This is a genomic window from Mycoplana sp. BE70, from assembly GCF_031455855.1.
In the GTDB taxonomy this organism is placed as follows: Bacteria; Pseudomonadota; Alphaproteobacteria; order Rhizobiales; family Rhizobiaceae; genus Mycoplana.
In genome coordinates, this window is sequence record NZ_JAVDTM010000008.1 from 47,830 (window position 1) to 60,881 (window position 13,052).

Genomic DNA, 13,052 nt, shown 5'->3' on the forward strand with positions numbered 1-13,052 from the left:
CTGCTGTGGCATCGTTCGCCCTCAGGCGGCGTCGTGTCCGTTGTGCTTCAAGGGACCGGTCGACTGGCGAATGCGCATTTCCGGTTTGATCAGGTGAATGCCGTCCGGCTCATGGCTGCCGGAAAGCTTGTCGAGCAGCGCCCGGGCGGCACTGCGCCCGACCTCCGACTGGCCATTCCAGACGGTCGTGAGCGAAGGCGTGGCGATCGCGGCTTCCTCCAGATCGTCATAGCCGGTCACCGAAACGTCGCGGCCCGGCACCAGGCCCGCGCGGGCGATTCCGTTCATGAGACCGATCGCGACGAGATCGTTCCAGCAGACGGCGGCTGTCGGCTTCTGCGGCAGCGACAGAAAATTCACCGCGGCCTCGAACCCGCCTTGCTTGGAGCGCGGACCGGGAATGCGCAAGCCCGGATCGACCTCGATATTGGCCTTGCGCAGCGCGTTCACATAGCCCTGATAGCGGTCGCGCCCGGTGGAGGTCTGGTCGGTGCCGCCGACCATGGCGATGACGCGGTGACCAAGCCCGATCAGGTGGTTCGTCGCCAGCGAGATGCCATAGGCGTCGTCACCGCGGAAGATCGGCACGTCCATACCGTCGATCGACCGCGCGATCAGGATCGCCGGCATGCCGTTGTCCTCCGCCAGCAGGATATCCTCCGGCGGCGTGCCGATCGCCGGCGACATGATGACGCCGTCGCCGCCGAGTTGGAGCAGCGTCTCGATGAAATTGCGCTGCTTTTCGACCGAGTCGTAGTGGTTGGAGAGGATAAAGGTCTGGCGATCGCGGTCGAGTTCGCTCTCGATCGCCTTGAGGATCTCGCCGTAGAACGGGTTCATGATGTCGTGCACGACGACGCCGATGATGCCCGACCGCGACGTGCGCAGGCTGGCGGCACGGCGATTGTAGATGTAACCGAGCGCGCGCGCCTGCTCCTTGATCCGGTCACGGGTGGCGACCGCAACGAGCGGGCTGTCACGCAGGGCCAGGGACACGGTTGCGGTAGATACCCCGAGCGTTTCCGCGATCGTGGACAGTTTGACCTTCTGCGCCATGACCTTCCCCGGATCTGACAAACGCGTTATTTAAATCGTTTATTTAAACTATTTAAATCTGCTCCGCAACGTTCTTCTCACCGGTTTGCGCCGCGACGCCGCGCAGATTTCCATCTACGGTGCGCAGCAACTTCAGGAGCGTGCGGACCTCCTTGTCGCTCAAGCCATCGAGTGCCTGGCGCTCGCTCAAATCACAGGCTTGCGCAATAAGGGCGAGCGAGGCGCGCCCTGTTGGCGTCAGCTCGACAACGGTAAGCCGCCCGTCAGCCGTGTCCGGCTTGCGCTCGACAAACCCCTGCGCTTCCAGGCGGCCGATGGTGCGGGTCATGGTAGGCGCCTTGACGCCGAGGCGGGCGGCGAGCGCGCCTGCGGTCATCCCACCGTTGTCGGCCAGCGCCAGCATCACGCCATCCTGACCGGCATAAAGACCGCTGGAAAGAAGATTTCGGGAGAGGACGGTGCGGATCGAGCGTGCTGCCTGGACGATGGCACCGGAAACGTCGGTCGATCCGATCGGAGCGTGCTCCTTCTTCTTGGCCTTTTCTTTCTTCTCTTCCTTTTTTTTCTTGCCCATGCGTCCCCGCCGATCTTGTTTCGCCGAACTCACCTTGTATGACAGAGACGACCCGTTGACGACAAGACAGGAAGAGGCCCGATGCGCGTCCGCCCGGCCAGACGCTGGCAAGACAACGACCCTGCGCTCGATGCTGCGGCGCGCGCCGACTGGATTGCCATCCTTCCCCTTGGCGCCCATGAAGGCCACGGCCCGCACCTGCCCCTCGAGACCGATTGGCTGATCGCCGACGCGATCGTCGACCGGCTCATCGCAGCCCTCCCGGCGGACCTGCCCGTCACCTTCCTGCCCACCGAACGGATCGGCTACTCGCCCGAGCATCTTGACGTCGAAGGCACGAAATCGCTCGCCTATGACGAAGCCGTGGAGCGCTGGCTCGGCATCGCCGCCGACCTGTCCGCGCAGGGTGTCCGCAAGTTCGTGATGCTTAACGCCCATGGTGGCAACTCGCCGCTGATGACAATCGTGACAACCGAGGCGCGCATCCGCTACGATGTGCTGGCGGTCGCGACGAGCTGGACCCGCTTCGGCCAACCCGACGGCTGGATCGCGCCGCAGGAAAAAGCCGTCGATATTCATGGAGGCGACATCGAAACGTCGGTGATGCTCGCAATCCATCCGCAATTGGTGAAGCGCGACAAGGCCGCCAATTTCCCATCGCGCCAAACGGATTTCGCCGGCCGGTTCCGCCACCTGCGCGCCTATGGCCCGCACGCCTTCGGCTGGAAGATGTCGGACCTGAACGCGCAAGGTGCTGCCGGCAACGCAACCGCCGCGACCGCCGAGCGCGGGGAACGGTTGCTGGCGCATGCAATATCCGGCCTTGCCGAGCTGCTTGAAGACGTAAACGCGTTCGACGTTGCGGTGCTGCGCTGAGCGCGCTCAGCGTTTGCGCTGTCGCCTTCGATCTCCTATATCAGACGCCAACCGGGTGCCGACCGCATCCCCGACCGTTCTCGAGGCTCTCATGACCGATACCGCCACGCAAAAGCCCGTTCCCGTCACCGTCCTCACCGGCTATCTCGGCGCCGGCAAGACCACGCTCCTGAACCGGATTCTCACCGAGAACCACGGCCGGAAGTACGCCGTCATCGTCAATGAATTCGGCGAGATCGGCATCGACAACGACCTCATCGTCGAGTCCGACGAAGAAATCTACGAGATGAACAACGGCTGCATCTGCTGCACCGTTCGCGGCGACCTGATCCGCGTCGTCGAGGGGCTGATGCGCCGCCCGGGCCGCTTCGATGCGATCATCGTCGAGACCACCGGCCTGGCCGATCCGGTGCCGGTGGCCCAGACCTTCTTCATGGACGATGACGTGCGCTCCAAGACCGAGCTAGACGCCGTCGTGGCGCTCGTCGACGCCAAGCACCTGCCGCTGCGATTGAAGGACAGCCGCGAGGCCGAGGACCAGATCGCCTTTGCCGACGTCGTGCTGCTGAACAAGACCGACCTGGTCACCCCGGAAGAGCTGGAGCAGGTCGAGGTAACGGTGCGCGCCATCAACCCGTCGGCCCGCATCTACCGCACAACCCGCTCCGACATCGACCTGGCCAAGGTCCTGGATCAAGGCGCCTTCAACCTGGAGCGCGCGCTCGAGAACGATCCGCAGTTTCTCGACCATGACCATGAGGACCACGTCTGCGGCCCGGGCTGCGACCATGACCATGGGCATGACCACCACCATCACGATCATGACCACCACCATCATCATGACCATGATCACGACCATCATCACCACGACCATGGCCCTTCGCCGATCCACGACGTGACGGTGCAGTCGATTTCGCTGCGCGGCGGGGAGATGAACCCGGACCGCTTCTTCCCCTGGATCCAGAAGATCACCCAGACGGACGGGCCGAACATCCTGCGCCTGAAAGGCATCATCGCCTTTGCCGGCGACGACGAACGCTATGTGGTGCAGGGCGTGCACATGATCGTCGAGGGCGACCACCAGCGCGCCTGGAAGGACGGCGAGAAGCGCGAAAGCCGCCTCGTCTTCATCGGCCGCGACCTCGACCGCGAGAAGATCGAGCGTACCTTCAAGGCCTGCGAGGCAAAAGCATGACGCCGAAACGTGCGAAGCGGTTTTCGGACAACGTCATGCAGACGAAAGATACGCACTGATGCCGACCGTTGCCCCCCTTGATCTCGACGGCCACGTCGTCGCGACGTATTTCCTTGGCGACGTGCCGTTCTTCGCAACCGCGATCGGCGCCATCCACCGCCTCGACCACGGCCACAAGGTCACCGAGGCCAATGACGGGCTGCTCGCCTGCGTGCGCGACGAGGCGAACGACACGCTCGTCACCGGCGGCGAAGACGGCAAGGTCTTCCGGATCGCCGCCGACGGCACCGCAACGCTGCTTTCGGAAGTGCCGCGCAAGTGGATCTCCGTGGTGGCCGCCGGGCCGCAAGGCATCGTCGCCTTCGCCGAAGGTCGCACCACCCGGGTCCGCCTTGCCGACGGCACGCTGAAGGAATTTCCCGAGCAGCGCACGGTCGAAGGCATTGCCTTCGCGCCGAAGGGGCTGCGCATCGCCGTCGCCCGCTACAACGGTGTCTCGATGCACTGGGTGGCGACCGCAGGCCAGCCGGTCGATCTCGAATGGAAGGGCGCGCACACGGGCGTCACCTTCTCGCCGGACGGGCGCTTCGTCGTCACCAGCATGCAGGAGAACGCCCTGCACGGCTGGAAGCTCGACAGCAAGGCCGGCGCCGAGACCCGTCACATGCGCATGACTGGCTATCCGGCGAAAGTGAAGTCGCTCTCCTGGTCGGCCAAGGGCAAGTGGCTCGCCTCCTCGGGGGCACCGGCCGCGATCGTCTGGCCCTTCGCCTCCAAGGACGGGCCGATGGGCAAGGCGCCGCTGGAGCTTGGCACCCGCGCCGACGTGATGGTGACCTCCGTTGCCTGCCATCCGGCGGAAGAGGTCGTCGCGATCGGCTATTCGGACGGCATGGTCCTCGCGGCCCGCTTTGCCGACAGCCGCGAGGTGCTGCTGCGACGGCCGGGCAAGGGCGCAATCTCGTCGATGGCCTGGAGCGGGAACGGCCGCCAGCTTGCCTTCGCGTCCGAAGCGGGCGATTGCGGCGTCGTCGATATCAGCGCCTGAGCAGGGCGCGGCCGGTATTCGCCGGTGTCACCCTTGGGCCGGCGCGGAGGGACACTCCGCGACCGGCCACGCCCGCATCGGAGCGTCGACATTCACGCAAGCCGCGCGATGGCCTACCACTCTAGTTCGAGATGCGGGCGGCCATCCGAGGTCTTGGCGGCGGTCCGCCCGGTTTCGTCCACCGTGCAGTTGACGCGTTGGCGAAACGCGGAAAAGCTCTCGAACGTGACGACGTCGACCGGCTCGTCGAAATGCAGCGTGAGCCGGTAGCGACCGGGCGACATCGCCTGCACGCCGAGCACCTTCGCGTCGAAAGGCTGCCCCAGATAATGTCCGCGAACGCGCGAGCCTAACTGCCACGGATCGAAGGGCGGTCGGTTGCCGACGGCGGCGTGCAGCGTGTTCCAGTCGCGATAGCCGTATTGGGCGGCCACGAGCTCGAGCGCGCGGGAATGGCTGATGGGCTGGTCATCGGTCGCAAAGCGCGCCCGCAGGCGTTTCGCCTGGTCTTTCAGTCCTTCCAGCGAAGGAAGCGGCGTCGATGGACGCATGGGTTTCTCCAGTCTCTGCATGCGTCATGTCGGGGGGTCCGCATTGCCACCGGTTCGCATGCCTTGAGGGCTGGATAACCGTGTCAGAAGACGAGAGACTTCACCAAAGCTTGCGCTCGCGGACGGCCGGGGCTCTCACCCGAGCCAATCCGGTACACCGGCGAACGCCGCCTGTCAAAGGGGACGTCGATCCTGACGCCCCCTCCATCGCTAAGCTCGGCCACGCGCCTTTCCGCGTGGTCCGGCAGAGTTCCTTCAATCGGAAGTGCCAAACGCCCCCCGTGCCGGTCAGCCAGGGACAGCCGGGCAGCGGCGCACCGAACTCGTTTGTGACGTCAAGATCGGAGAGGCACGCCGCCGATGTCGTCAGGCAGCCGGACTGGCCCGGCCATCGAGTGCCCCCTGCCCATTGCGCCGCATGACGAAGAGACCGACCATGCCGAGGGCACCGACGATGATGACGAGCGAGCCGATCTTGGCGAGTGTCGGATCCCCGCCGGCATCGATCCGCATCTTGCCGGCCACGAGAAGTACGGCGCCGATCTGGTAGACGAGGAACTGTGGAAGGGCCAGCCGTGCCTCCCGCATCGCCGGATAGGCGCGCAGGATCAGACCGAACAGGACGGACGCAACAAAACCGAGAAGATTGGCGTGGGCGTGCGAATTGCCGAAGTTCAGTTGCATCGCGATGCCCATCCAGATGCCGTAAGCCATCCCGAACACCAGCCAAAGCAGCCCGCAGGCAATGTAGGAGTCATCAAGTCTGCGCATGAGTGGTTCCCCTGTTTAAGGCGGCGCCCCTCGCGCCGCCGGCCGATAATAACACCGGCCGGGGAAAATTCCATCGCGACAACCGCAGGTTACCGTCGATGTTTGCGATTCGTCAGGCCGCCTTGTGAAGCCTAGCGCGACCAAGCCGGCGCCCGGAGGCGACGAGAACGCCGGCCGCGCCTTCGAGCCAGCCCTCCTTCAGCTCGAGCGCGAGGAAGCGGTCGCGCTCGAAGGGACCGGGCATGACGAGATGTTTCGCCCTGTCGGCGAAGAAGCCGAAGCGCTCGTAATAGGGCGCATCGCCGACCAGGACCACGGCACCGTGGCCGCGTGTCGCTGCCTCGGTGACGGCGGCGCGCATGAGCGCGGAGCCGATGCCTTTGCCTTCATGGTCCGGATCGACCGCGAGCGGGCCGAGCAGCAACGCCGGCACCGCATTGCCCGAGGGATCGACGCCCGCCTCGACGTTCCACAACCGCACAGTGCCGATCACCTGGCCGTCCGGATCACGCGCAACGAGCGCTAAACCGTCTGCCGGCACACGATCTCGGCGCAGCTTTTCGGAGGACTTCCGGAAGCGCCCCTCGCCCATCGCGCGGTCGAGCAGGCGTTCGCGCGCGACGACGTCGCCCGGATTCTCCTGATCGATGGAAAAGGCGGTTTGCGCAAAAAATGCGCGGACAGAACCAAGAACAGTGGCCATTGCGGCCTCCCGAACTTCAATTGCCGCCACAAGCGGTCATCGGATCTCATTGTGAGTGGCACTCCCGCCTGTCGCGGGAGCGCCCGGATCGGTTCAGATCACGTAGGCCTTGAGCGGCTCGAAGCCGTTGAAGGCGACGGCCGAGTAGGTCGTCGTGTAAGCGCCAGTGCCCTCGATCAGCACCTCGTCACCGATAGAAAGGGTGATCGGCAGCGGGTACATGTTCTTCTCGTAAAGCACGTCGGCCGAATCGCAGGTGGGGCCCGCGAGCACGCAGGGCTCCATCGCGTCGCCGTCGCGCGCGGTGCGGATCGGGTAGCGGATCGCCTCGTCCATCGTCTCGGCAAGACCGCCGAACTTGCCGATGTCGAGGAACACCCAGCGGTGCGCGTCGTTGTCCGACTTCTTCGACACCAGCACGACTTCCGCCTTGATCACGCCGGCATTACCGACCATGCCGCGGCCCGGCTCGATGATCGTCTCCGGAATGTGGTTGCCGAAGTGCTTCTTCAGCGCGCCGAAGATCGCCTGGCCGTAGGCCTCCGCGGAAGGAATGTCCTTCAGGTACTTCGTCGGGAAACCACCGCCCATGTTGACCATCTTCAGCTCGATGCCCTGCTTGGCAAGCTGGACGAAGACGCGCTTGGCATCGGCGAGCGCCGAATCCCAGGCGTCGACCTTGGTCATCTGCGAACCGACATGGAACGAGACGCCGTAGGAAACGAGGCCGAGCTGGTGGGCGTAGACGAGTACGTCGACAGCCATCTGCGGCACGCAGCCGAACTTGCGCGACAGCGGCCACTCGGCGCCCTCGCCATCGGTCAGCACGCGGCAGAAGACGCGGGCGCCGGGTGCGGCACGGGAAATCTTCTCGACTTCCTCGTGGCTATCGACCGCAAAGAGGTTGACCCCGAGCGCGTGGGCGCGGGCAATGTCGCGCTCCTTCTTGATCGTGTTGCCGAAGGAGACGCGGCTCGCGGTGGCGCCGGCATTGAGCGCCATTTCGATTTCGGCGACGGACGCGCAATCGAAGGAGGAACCCATGCTGGCGAGCAGGCGCAGGATCTCCGGCGCCGGATTGGCCTTGACAGCGTAGTAGATCGAGCTGTCCGGCAGAGCGTGGCGGAAAGCCTTGAAATTGTCGCGCACCACATCGAGGTCGACCACCAGGCAAGGGCCATCGGGTCGTCGGGTGTTCAGGAAGTCGATAATGCGTGCAGTGGTCATCTTGCCAATCCCCGTGATCAGATGCTCCGGAAAATCCGGAGGACAAAGGGCGACGCGAACATGCGATGGAACCAGCCGGTGGAGACCCCGGAACCAAGCATGCGCACGATGCGCCAAACGATGAACCTGAGCCCGCCGAGGCTCGGATTCGGCTTTGTCTGCCATGGATTGGAGGGGATGACCCAACCGCACTTCCGGCAATGAAGGTGTGCCTCTTCAGTAACCCCGGCTGATGGAAAGCCGGCAGACACCAGAAAGGCCCGCACCGTCGTTGCTTCAAGATGTCCTCGCATTTCCCGGTTGGCCGGAATAGCGACTGGAGCGGTTAGATCCAGGTACCTTACCGATAACCTCACCTTAGGGATGGTTCCCAGTTCGAGGGTCGGCGGACACCCACAGGCACGTGCGACTTTGGGCAAGGGCGGAGATAAGAAGATTCCCTGTCGCAATCAAGAGTTTTTCGATACCGCTATTGAAAAAAATTCGACCGCCCACGACATTGCCGTTGCCCGGATTCGGAACGGATTTCGTTACCATCCGGCAGGAAGGATACTTGATGGACACGCTCACCCGCATTCGCGCCTATATCGACGTCGTGGATGCAGAAGGCTTCTCGGCCGCCTCTCGCAAGGTCGGCAAGTCAAAGGCGCTGCTGTCCAAATATGTGCGCGAGTTGGAGGACGAGCTTGGCGCTCTGCTCCTGAACCGGACGACCCGGCAGTTCTCGATGACGGAGGCCGGTCATACCTACTACCGGACGGCCTCGGAAATCCTCAAAGAGATCGACAACCTCGCCGACCTGGTCCGCGAGAACAACGCCGACCTGAAGGGCAAGCTGAAGATCTCGGCACCGCGCACCTTCGTCGACGCGGACATCGGCCAATCGCTTATCGATTTCGGCCGCGAGCACCCGGAGTTGTCGCTGGAGATCGTTTCCGACGACCGTTTTGTCGATCTCGTCGAGGAGGGCTTCGACGTGGCGGTGCGCATCACGCGGCTTGAGGATTCCACCCTGATCGCCCGCAAGCTCGGAGACTTCTACCTCAAGATCTGCGCCTCGCCGGACTTTCTCGAACGAACCGGGCCGATCGGCCACCCGTCGGAGCTGTCGCGCCTGCCCTGCGTCATCGACACCAACGGGAAGTCGCACAGCAACTGGCGCTTCATCGACGCAAAGGGCACGAACTTCAGCGTTCCGGTGAGCGGGCATATCGAGGTCAACAGCCCGGCCTCCGCCGTCAGGGCGGCGGCAAGCGGCCTCGGCATCGCCCAGGTGCCGGAATTCATAGCCCGCGCCAGCCTCGATTCGGGCAAGGTCATATCGATCCTCGACGACTATCTTCCCGCTGACCGCGGCATTTACGCGATCTATCCGCATCGCCGCTATCTGCCGGCGAAGGTGCGCACCTTCGTCGATTTCCTGCACAACTGGTTCAAGAAACACGGCAACGGCGCCGACGCGCGGAGCTGAGAAGGGTGGGCGCGACAATTCGCGCCTCGGCCATCGTCCCAAATCCGGCCCAATTTCTGTACACTTGGCTGCGTGTCCGCAAATGCCATAGATGAGAGGAAACCTGCGCGCATGAAGTCCACCGCCCTTCTGTTCGCAGGCGCCGTTTGGCTGCTGCCGGCTGTGGCCCTTGCCCACCCGCACATCTTTGCCGAGGCGCGCCTTGAGGTCGTCGCCGGCGATGACGGAACGATCGCCGAACTACGAAACGTCTGGCGCTTCGATGAGATGTTCTCGTCCAGCGTCGTGCTCGAATTCGACAAGAACTCCAATCTCAAGCTTGATGCCGATGAACTGGCCGAGGTCGGCCAGACGGTGCTCGAATCGCTGGAGGAATTCAGCTACTACACCTCCATCACCGAGGACGGGAGAACCATCAAGGTTGCCAAGCCGGAGGCTATAAACGTCGATTTCCAGGACGGCCAACTGCTGATGTTCTTCAAGGTTAGCCCCGGAGAGGCCTTGGCGCTGAAAGGGAAGCTCACCTTCGGCGTTTATGACCCGACGATGTATGCGGCAATGGATTTCGCCACCGATGGAGACCTGGTTGTCGTCGGCGAGAAATTCGCCGCCTGCAAGCACGAGGTCGTGCGCCCGGATCCTGACGAGGTTCTCGCTCAGAACCAGGGCACATTGACCGACGCGTTCTGGAACGACCCGGCCGGAACCGACATGACGAAGCTGTTCGCAACGCGGCTGGAGGTCACATGCTGACGCGCCGAACGATCCCGCACATCGCAGCCGTCGCTGTGCTCCTCTTCCTGGCTGTCCTGACCGCAGCCCACGCCCAGTCGCCGCTCGGCATCGGCAGCGCCGAGCCTGCCTTCAAGACGACCGGCCTCTTCGGTGGCGTGTTTGCCTGGATCAACAGCGAGCAGCAGGCGTTCTACCGCATGCTGACCGGCGCCTTGAAGAACATGCGCGACAATCCCTGGGCGGCCTCGACGCTGGTCGGCCTATCCTTCGCCTATGGCGTGTTCCACGCCGCAGGCCCCGGTCACGGCAAGGCGGTGATCTCCTCCTACATGCTCGCCAACGAAATCGAGTTGAAGCGCGGGGTTCTGCTCTCCTTCCTGTCATCGCTGATGCAGGGCGTCGTCGCAATCCTGCTCGTCGGCGCCGCCTATCTGCTTCTGCGCGGAACGTCGATTTCGATGACCGAGGCGACAAAGGCGCTGGAGACATTTAGCTACGCGCTGATCGCGGCTTTTGGCGCGTGGCTGCTTTACCGCAAGCTCTGGGGTCGGAACCGCCGCCCGGCACCCGTCGAGGTCTTTGCGATGGCCCAGTCCGAGCCCGCTGGACATGGCCACCGTCATCATGCCCACACCAGCCCCGCCGCCGGCCATCATCACGATCACTCGCTTGGCCACAATCATGGCCATTCGCACGCCCCCGGCGAGGTCTGCGCCAGCTGCGGCCATGCCCATGCGCCGGACCCGGCGCTGCTGAAGGGGGACAGGTTTGCGCTACGCGAGGCCTGGTCGGCGATCGTCGCCGTGGGCCTTCGCCCGTGTTCGGGTGCGTTGATCGTGCTTTCTTTCGCGCTGCTGAACGGGCTCTATCTCGGCGGCATCCTGTCGGTCGTCGCCATGTCGATTGGCACGGCGATCACGGTCTCAATTCTGGCAACATTGGCTGTGACGGCCAAGGGCGCGGCGATGCGCCTCGCAGGCGGCAACAGCGCGGCGCTTCGTGTCGGCAATGCCATCGAAATCCTCGGTGCGCTGCTGGTGCTCGTTCTCGGACTGGTGCTGCTCGGCGCGTCGCTCCAGAGCTGAGCGACGCTACTCGCCCCTGCGCTGGTAGCGGGCCCGCAGCCAGAACACCAGGAAGAAGGCAAGCACGAGAGCTGCCCCCGCCGCCGCAGCGAGCCATGGCGAGGTCTGGCCGAGCCAAATCATCACGTTTGGCAGGACAAAAAAGGCAAGCCCCGTGATGAGCAGAATCACGGCTGCGGCGATGGCGGCGGAGCGGCTGCTCGTGCCCGGATTGTTGCTCATTACGATACCAATTCCTTCATTTCCGCACGGATGTCTTCGAGCCGCCGCTTCTGCCTGCCTTGGACGTCGAAATTGTCCGCCGAGAGCCAGCGCTCGAAGGACTGCGCGAGAGCCGGCCATTCGCCGTCGATGATCGAGAACCAGGCCGTGTCCCGGTTTGCGTGCTTCGACAACATGTGCTGGCGGAAGACGCCCTCGAAGGTGAAGCCCAACCGCTCGGCGGTCCGCTTGCTGGGCTTGTTCTCGTTGTGGCATTTCCATTCGTAGCGCCGATAGCCAAGATCCTCGAAGACATGCTTGGCGAGCAGATACTGCGCTTCGGTGGAGACGGGCGAGCGGGCCATCGCCGGACCATGGGCAATGCCGCCGATCTCGACAACGCCGTTTGCCGGATCCGGCCGCATGTAGTGCGCCATTCCCACGGCCTCGCCGCTCGCCTTGTCGACCATTACTTCGCGAATCCAGCCGGACTTGATGACCGCCTCGGACCACGCATCGAAATCTCCGATGCCGCCAAAATCGTCCTGCGTGAAGTACTGGAGCAGCGGGTTGATCGCCGTGCCGCCGAAGGCATCCCAGAGGGCCTGCAAATGCTTGGCGCGTTCATAGGGTTCGACACGAACGAACCGGCCGTCCAGCGTCACCGGCTCAGGTGCCGGGCAGCCCTTCCAGTGGCTCAGGTCTCGCATCGTGTCCCCCTCGTGTCGTGCGCTCTACCGGCCGGAGCCGGTTTGGTTGCTCCCCAGCAATAGGCCAGAGCCTGCGTCGACACAAACGCAAAGTCGTGATCGACCGATCACGCCCAGGGGCCGGCCGGCGCCTTTGCCGTTGTCACCGTCGCCTCGATGTGATCGACCAGCGCATCGTCCAGGCCAAGGCGGCCGGCGAGCAGGTCGAGGTAGCCACGCTCGGCGCGACTGTCGGGCTCGATGGTCAACCGCGAGGCGGTATAGAGTTCGACCCGCTGCTCCTCGGTTTTGGCGGCGGCGACAATACCGTCGAGGTCGATCGGATTGGCGAGTTCCTGCTCCAGGAAGGCGGCCGCATCGCCGCCGATGCCGGAGACCTTCAGCTTGTCCATGATGTGTGCGCGCTCGGCATCATCGATGTGGCCGTCGGCGCGCGAGGCGGCGATCATGGCGCGGACCAGGGTGAGCGCAAAATCGGCGCTGACGGCCTGCGTGGCGAACCCGGAGTTTTCAGGGGGCGGAAGTAGTTCAGGCTGGTTCTCGGCCGGCGACGAAGCGGTGGCGGGCGCTTGTCCCGCCTGATAGTTCTTGTAGGCTTGGTAGCCCAGGCCTGCGATTGCCGCCAGTCCGCCGAGCTTGAGCGCTGCCCCGGTGACCTCCCGGCCACTTTTGGTGCCGAGCAGAATGCCCGCGATGGCGCCGGCCGCGAGCGGATTGTCCTTCGCCAGTTGGCCCGCCTGTCCCGCCCGCTCGCGCACCGTGCCGCCGGCACCCGGGATCTGCGAGCCGAGAAACTGGTCCAGCAACTTCTTCGCATCAAACATCGTGTTCTCTCCCCTGCCGTGTCGA

At 64.2% G+C, this 13,052-nt stretch carries 15 protein-coding genes; 6 read left to right on the forward strand and 9 right to left on the reverse strand.

The window, feature by feature from the left end; translation table 11 throughout:
* Positions 1-21: 21 nt before the first annotated feature.
* Entirely contained in the window at positions 22-1,056 is a 1,035-nt protein-coding gene (locus J2Y48_RS15875; protein WP_310419906.1) for a LacI family DNA-binding transcriptional regulator, read from the reverse strand.
* 52 nt (positions 1,057-1,108) lie between these two features.
* Positions 1,109-1,630, reverse strand: a complete 522-nt coding sequence (locus tag J2Y48_RS15880; protein ID WP_310419908.1) for a MarR family transcriptional regulator — start codon at positions 1,628-1,630, stop codon at positions 1,109-1,111.
* A gap of 81 nt (positions 1,631-1,711) precedes the next feature.
* Between J2Y48_RS15880 and J2Y48_RS15885 the strand changes: the two genes are divergently transcribed.
* From J2Y48_RS15885 to J2Y48_RS15895, 3 genes are all read left to right on the forward strand, one after another.
* Complete coding sequence (locus J2Y48_RS15885) at positions 1,712-2,506, forward strand: creatininase family protein (protein ID WP_310419910.1); 795 nt, start codon at positions 1,712-1,714, stop codon at positions 2,504-2,506.
* Positions 2,507-2,597: 91 nt separating this feature from the next.
* On the forward strand, positions 2,598-3,701 hold the full coding sequence (locus J2Y48_RS15890) for a GTP-binding protein (RefSeq protein WP_310419912.1): 1,104 nt from the start codon (positions 2,598-2,600) through the stop codon (positions 3,699-3,701).
* 58 nt (positions 3,702-3,759) lie between these two features.
* Complete coding sequence (locus tag J2Y48_RS15895) at positions 3,760-4,749, forward strand: WD40 repeat domain-containing protein (protein ID WP_310419914.1); 990 nt, start codon at positions 3,760-3,762, stop codon at positions 4,747-4,749.
* Between the two features lie 113 nt (positions 4,750-4,862).
* Here the strand turns inward: J2Y48_RS15895 and J2Y48_RS15900 are convergent, their stop codons facing one another.
* The 4 genes from J2Y48_RS15900 to odc2 form a co-directional block, all read right to left on the reverse strand.
* A complete protein-coding gene (locus J2Y48_RS15900) occupies positions 4,863-5,300 on the reverse strand; it encodes a glyoxalase superfamily protein (protein WP_310419916.1) in 438 nt (145 codons plus the stop codon).
* 366 nt (positions 5,301-5,666) lie between these two features.
* On the reverse strand, positions 5,667-6,071 hold the full coding sequence (locus J2Y48_RS15905) for a hypothetical protein (protein ID WP_310419918.1): 405 nt from the start codon (positions 6,069-6,071) through the stop codon (positions 5,667-5,669).
* A gap of 112 nt (positions 6,072-6,183) precedes the next feature.
* Positions 6,184-6,774: an N-acetyltransferase gene (locus tag J2Y48_RS15910; RefSeq protein WP_310419920.1), complete on the reverse strand. Its 591-nt coding sequence runs from the start codon at positions 6,772-6,774 to the stop codon at positions 6,184-6,186.
* Between the two features lie 93 nt (positions 6,775-6,867).
* A complete protein-coding gene (odc2, locus tag J2Y48_RS15915; RefSeq protein WP_310419922.1) occupies positions 6,868-8,001 on the reverse strand; it encodes an ornithine/lysine decarboxylase in 1,134 nt (377 codons plus the stop codon).
* A gap of 556 nt (positions 8,002-8,557) precedes the next feature.
* Here odc2 and J2Y48_RS15920 point away from each other — a divergent pair.
* From J2Y48_RS15920 to J2Y48_RS15930, 3 genes are all read left to right on the forward strand, one after another.
* Positions 8,558-9,472, forward strand: coding sequence for a LysR family transcriptional regulator (locus J2Y48_RS15920; RefSeq protein ID WP_310419924.1), 915 nt, complete (start codon positions 8,558-8,560; stop codon positions 9,470-9,472).
* 111 nt (positions 9,473-9,583) lie between these two features.
* Entirely contained in the window at positions 9,584-10,225 is a 642-nt protein-coding gene (locus J2Y48_RS15925; RefSeq protein ID WP_310419927.1) for a DUF1007 family protein, read from the forward strand.
* Positions 10,219-11,292 (forward strand): nickel/cobalt transporter, encoded by a 1,074-nt coding sequence (locus tag J2Y48_RS15930; protein ID WP_310419928.1) that lies wholly within the window; start codon positions 10,219-10,221, stop codon positions 11,290-11,292. The genes J2Y48_RS15925 and J2Y48_RS15930 overlap by 7 nt, the downstream gene beginning before the upstream one ends.
* Before the next feature lie 6 nt (positions 11,293-11,298).
* Here J2Y48_RS15930 and J2Y48_RS15935 read toward each other — a convergent pair whose 3' ends face one another.
* From J2Y48_RS15935 to J2Y48_RS15945, 3 genes are all read right to left on the reverse strand, one after another.
* Positions 11,299-11,514 (reverse strand): hypothetical protein, encoded by a 216-nt coding sequence (locus tag J2Y48_RS15935; RefSeq protein ID WP_310419930.1) that lies wholly within the window; start codon positions 11,512-11,514, stop codon positions 11,299-11,301.
* Positions 11,514-12,203 (reverse strand): GNAT family protein, encoded by a 690-nt coding sequence (locus tag J2Y48_RS15940; RefSeq protein WP_310419932.1) that lies wholly within the window; start codon positions 12,201-12,203, stop codon positions 11,514-11,516. The genes J2Y48_RS15935 and J2Y48_RS15940 overlap by 1 nt, the downstream gene beginning before the upstream one ends.
* A 107-nt stretch (positions 12,204-12,310) precedes the next feature.
* Entirely contained in the window at positions 12,311-13,027 is a 717-nt protein-coding gene (locus J2Y48_RS15945; RefSeq protein WP_310419934.1) for a tellurite resistance TerB family protein, read from the reverse strand.
* Between the last annotated feature and the right edge of the window lie 25 nt (positions 13,028-13,052).

Excerpts from the sequence above, each read along its gene's own strand:
- J2Y48_RS15875 (WP_310419906.1), bottom strand. The coding sequence starts at position 1,056 with ATGGCGCAGAAGGTCAAACTGTCCACGATCGCGGAAACGCTCGGGGTA.
- J2Y48_RS15880 (WP_310419908.1), bottom strand. The coding sequence starts at position 1,630 with ATGGGCAAGAAAAAAAAGGAAGAGAAGAAAGAAAAGGCCAAGAAGAAG.
- J2Y48_RS15885 (WP_310419910.1), top strand. The coding sequence starts at position 1,712 with ATGCGCGTCCGCCCGGCCAGACGCTGGCAAGACAACGACCCTGCGCTC.
- J2Y48_RS15890 (WP_310419912.1), top strand. The coding sequence starts at position 2,598 with ATGACCGATACCGCCACGCAAAAGCCCGTTCCCGTCACCGTCCTCACC.
- J2Y48_RS15895 (WP_310419914.1), top strand. The coding sequence starts at position 3,760 with ATGCCGACCGTTGCCCCCCTTGATCTCGACGGCCACGTCGTCGCGACG.
- J2Y48_RS15900 (WP_310419916.1), bottom strand. The coding sequence starts at position 5,300 with ATGCGTCCATCGACGCCGCTTCCTTCGCTGGAAGGACTGAAAGACCAG.
- J2Y48_RS15905 (WP_310419918.1), bottom strand. The coding sequence starts at position 6,071 with ATGCGCAGACTTGATGACTCCTACATTGCCTGCGGGCTGCTTTGGCTG.
- J2Y48_RS15910 (WP_310419920.1), bottom strand. The coding sequence starts at position 6,774 with ATGGCCACTGTTCTTGGTTCTGTCCGCGCATTTTTTGCGCAAACCGCC.
- odc2 (WP_310419922.1), bottom strand. The coding sequence starts at position 8,001 with ATGACCACTGCACGCATTATCGACTTCCTGAACACCCGACGACCCGAT.
- J2Y48_RS15920 (WP_310419924.1), top strand. The coding sequence starts at position 8,558 with ATGGACACGCTCACCCGCATTCGCGCCTATATCGACGTCGTGGATGCA.
- J2Y48_RS15925 (WP_310419927.1), top strand. The coding sequence starts at position 9,584 with ATGAAGTCCACCGCCCTTCTGTTCGCAGGCGCCGTTTGGCTGCTGCCG.
- J2Y48_RS15930 (WP_310419928.1), top strand. The coding sequence starts at position 10,219 with ATGCTGACGCGCCGAACGATCCCGCACATCGCAGCCGTCGCTGTGCTC.
- J2Y48_RS15935 (WP_310419930.1), bottom strand. The coding sequence starts at position 11,514 with ATGAGCAACAATCCGGGCACGAGCAGCCGCTCCGCCGCCATCGCCGCA.
- J2Y48_RS15940 (WP_310419932.1), bottom strand. The coding sequence starts at position 12,203 with ATGCGAGACCTGAGCCACTGGAAGGGCTGCCCGGCACCTGAGCCGGTG.
- J2Y48_RS15945 (WP_310419934.1), bottom strand. The coding sequence starts at position 13,027 with ATGTTTGATGCGAAGAAGTTGCTGGACCAGTTTCTCGGCTCGCAGATC.